Source organism: Flavobacterium psychroterrae (genome assembly GCF_018380615.1).
Taxonomy (GTDB): domain Bacteria; phylum Bacteroidota; class Bacteroidia; order Flavobacteriales; family Flavobacteriaceae; genus Flavobacterium; species Flavobacterium psychroterrae.
This window is the reverse complement of sequence record NZ_JAGYVZ010000061.1, coordinates 1-2946: the sequence shown is the minus strand read 5'-3', so window position 1 is coordinate 2946 and position 2946 is coordinate 1. Positions and strand designations below refer to the sequence as shown.

The window sequence follows — 2946 nt, the reverse complement described above, 5'->3', positions numbered from 1 at the left end:
AAAACGGTTGAAGAGTTGCAAAAAGCTTGGTTGGCAGCGGTCAATATATGGAACGATAAACAACACCCTCATTTTGAAATGAGCCGTAGTGAGGTTTATCAGCACGAAATGCCAATGAAGGAGCCTTTGACACTTTGGGATATTATGGATAAGATGTGGATTGAAGAAACCAAACGATTAGTAACCTACAAAGGTTCTGGAATTGATCTAAATATAGGCGGTAAAGATCATGAGTTTGAAGTCTACAATAAAAAAGGTGAAGTCGATAGCGATTTTAGATACAAAAACATCGGTAAAAAATTCAAAGTAAGATATGATCCTGACTTTCTTGATGGATATGTCCAACTCTACTCTAAAGACGAAAAAGACAATTATGTGTGGATAGCCAATGCAGAACCGAAACGAAAACACCAAAACATTCCTGCCTTAATGAAGGAAGGAGATAAAGAAAAGTGGTTTGCCGATATGCAAGTGCGAAAAACTGAATTAGAGCGCACACAAAGAGAATTGAAAGCACTGGAAAGCCGTACAGGCATTAACAGACAGACTCTAATAGAAGATACCGATTTGCTTATAAAAATGGGCGGAAACATCACTAAAGTAGAGCAATTGATCAGCGAAGCAATAGATAACGAATACGATTTTTAACTAAAACCAAATCAAAAAATGACAACAGAACAAAAACATCAAATCGTAAAAGAAATAAAACACCTATGTGTTTTAACCTCTCAAAATAAAGTTGCAACTAAAGCAGGTGTATCATCGGCAACCATTAGCCAAATGATAAATGAGAACTGGACTCTGATTAAAGATGAAATGTGGCGCAAAGTAAAAGTGAAGCTTCGCATTGAGTTGGATTGGAAAACCGCAAAAACTACCAACTTAGAATATATCTACAGGCATGCCGAAAAGGCAAAAGAAAAATCTATCAGTTTCGCAATATCCTATGATGCAGGAGCCGGTAAAAGTCAAACTTATAAGTTAATCGCAAGCACATTGCCAAATGTAATTTATATCGAATGTAAAACTTTTTGGAAGTCAAAAAGCTATGCCAAAGCGCTAGTTACAGCATGTGGATTAGATGATTTTGGAACTACCGAAGACTTAGTTGAACGCTTTATAGATCATTTAAGCGGAATGGACAAACCACTCGTAATCATTGACCAAATGGATAAATTAAAAGACGGTTCAATGGATTTCTTTATTGACTTCTATAATGATTTAGTAGGTCATTGCGGTTTCTTATTGTCAGGAGTTCCGGCACTAGAAAAAAGAATTAAACGAGGCGTAAAAGCAGATCGCTCCGGTTACTTTGAATTATGGTCAAGGATAGGAAGGAAATTCCTAAAACTTAAACCGCTCACATTATCAGACGTGTCTGCTATTTGTTTGGAAAATGGTTTAACTGACTTAGAGAGAATCGAGACTATTTTTTGCAACTGTGAAGGTGATTTAAGACGCGTGAAGCAAGATGTTGAAAGTTATTTTCTAAATCAAAAAAAAGCGGCATAAAATGGTAAAAGTTCCCAGAGCATACAGCTATGAAGACATTGAAAGAATAAAATTTAAAACCATAAAAGTAGATAGTGAATGGCAGGAACATTTAGGCGAACCTCAATTAGGAAATAGTCACTGGCTTGTTTATGGTGGCTCAGGACAAGGTAAAACATCTTATGTGTTACAGGTGGTAAAGCAAATCTGCATGAATTATCAAAAATCACATTACAACACATCGGAGGAAGGAATGAAAAAAGGATTTCAAATGGCACTTAAGCGAAACAATATGAAAGGTGTCCCTGGATTCAATTATCACCAAGAAAATGTAACACAGTTAACAGCAAGATTAAGCCGTCAGCGTCAGGCAAAAATAGTGGTGATTGATTCAGTTCAATACTTTTTTAGAAAGATGCGAACAGAGCACTATTTCGATTTTATAAGCAAGTTTCAAGACACAACTTTCATTTGGATTAGTGGCGCAGACGGTGAGAAACCAAAAGGACAAATAGCCAATGACATTTATTTTGATGCGGATCTGGTAATTAAGGTTAAAAATTACCAAGCCATAGTTGAGAAAAATAGATTTGAAGCGTATGAACCAAGAATAATTTGGCAACAAGGTTATAATGAAAAGCATTTTAAACTATTAGAAAAAGGATAATATGAAAACAACAATTCAAAAATTAGAAATTACAGCACAAGAATACGAATCATTGATCTGGAACTTTTACAGTAAATGGTGTCAAAGTGTTAGCATAGGAACGATTGAATATCAGCAAGTTTTAGCCAACGCCGCAATAAACCGTTGGTTTCTCTTGGAATATCAGAAATGTGAAATTGAGTTTCATATACTAACTGATAGATATGTAGATAGTAATGTAACTGCAAAAGACATGGAAAAATGTTATAAAGACTGCACATTTTCTATTTTCAACATTCGACCAATGGCATTGTTAAGCCAAATAACAAAACCGAAAATAAGCAAAGGAATCAGAGTATTTAATGCATTAACCCAAAACTAACCATGACATCACAACAAATAAAAAACAAAATAGCAGAACTGGAATTGTGGTTGCGTGACAATCCGAACCATCCGGACAGAGCCACGGTTCAAAGTGATTTAAGGAGGTTAAATACTGAACAGCTTGGCAGAAATAAAGGACGTGATCAAAAATTTCACACCAATGGATAGAGACGAAACATATCAGCGATTAGAAGACTTACATAATGTTTTGGCTTACTGCTCAGAGGCTCAAAGTTTAGGCAAAATTTATGTTTTCAAAACCTTAGAACGGGTTTGTATCAATCAGGAACGGGGTTCTTTATTATCCCAACTCAGTAAAGATAATTTTCCACATGAGGTCAGGAATTATAAAATTACTGCCAACATCGAAGCTAAGATAAAAGTCACGCTCGAAAAAATACAAGCCACATCATGGGGAGGCTTTA

The 2946-nt window shown here is 35.6% G+C and carries 5 protein-coding genes and 1 pseudogene; all 6 read left to right on the top strand.

The window, feature by feature from the left end; genetic code table 11:
- Positions 1 to 648, top strand: a pseudogene (locus KHA90_RS24900) (hypothetical protein); the annotation flags it as partial.
- Positions 649 to 666: 18 nt separating this feature from the next.
- Positions 667 to 1512: an AAA family ATPase gene (locus KHA90_RS24895; RefSeq protein ID WP_213308208.1), complete on the top strand. Its 846-nt coding sequence runs from the start codon at positions 667 to 669 to the stop codon at positions 1510 to 1512.
- A gap of 1 nt (position 1513) precedes the next feature.
- Positions 1514 to 2158 (top strand): P-loop NTPase family protein, encoded by a 645-nt coding sequence (locus KHA90_RS24890; RefSeq protein ID WP_213308206.1) that lies wholly within the window; start codon positions 1514 to 1516, stop codon positions 2156 to 2158.
- Between the two features lies 1 nt (position 2159).
- On the top strand, positions 2160 to 2519 hold the full coding sequence (locus KHA90_RS24885; protein ID WP_213308204.1) for a hypothetical protein: 360 nt from the start codon (positions 2160 to 2162) through the stop codon (positions 2517 to 2519).
- Positions 2520 to 2521: 2 nt separating this feature from the next.
- A complete protein-coding gene (locus KHA90_RS24880) occupies positions 2522 to 2689 on the top strand; it encodes a hypothetical protein (protein WP_213308202.1) in 168 nt (55 codons plus the stop codon).
- Positions 2682 to 2946, top strand: a 265-nt coding sequence (locus KHA90_RS24875; protein WP_213308200.1) for a hypothetical protein, incomplete at its 3' end; no start/stop codon positions are given. The genes KHA90_RS24880 and KHA90_RS24875, both read left to right, overlap by 8 nt.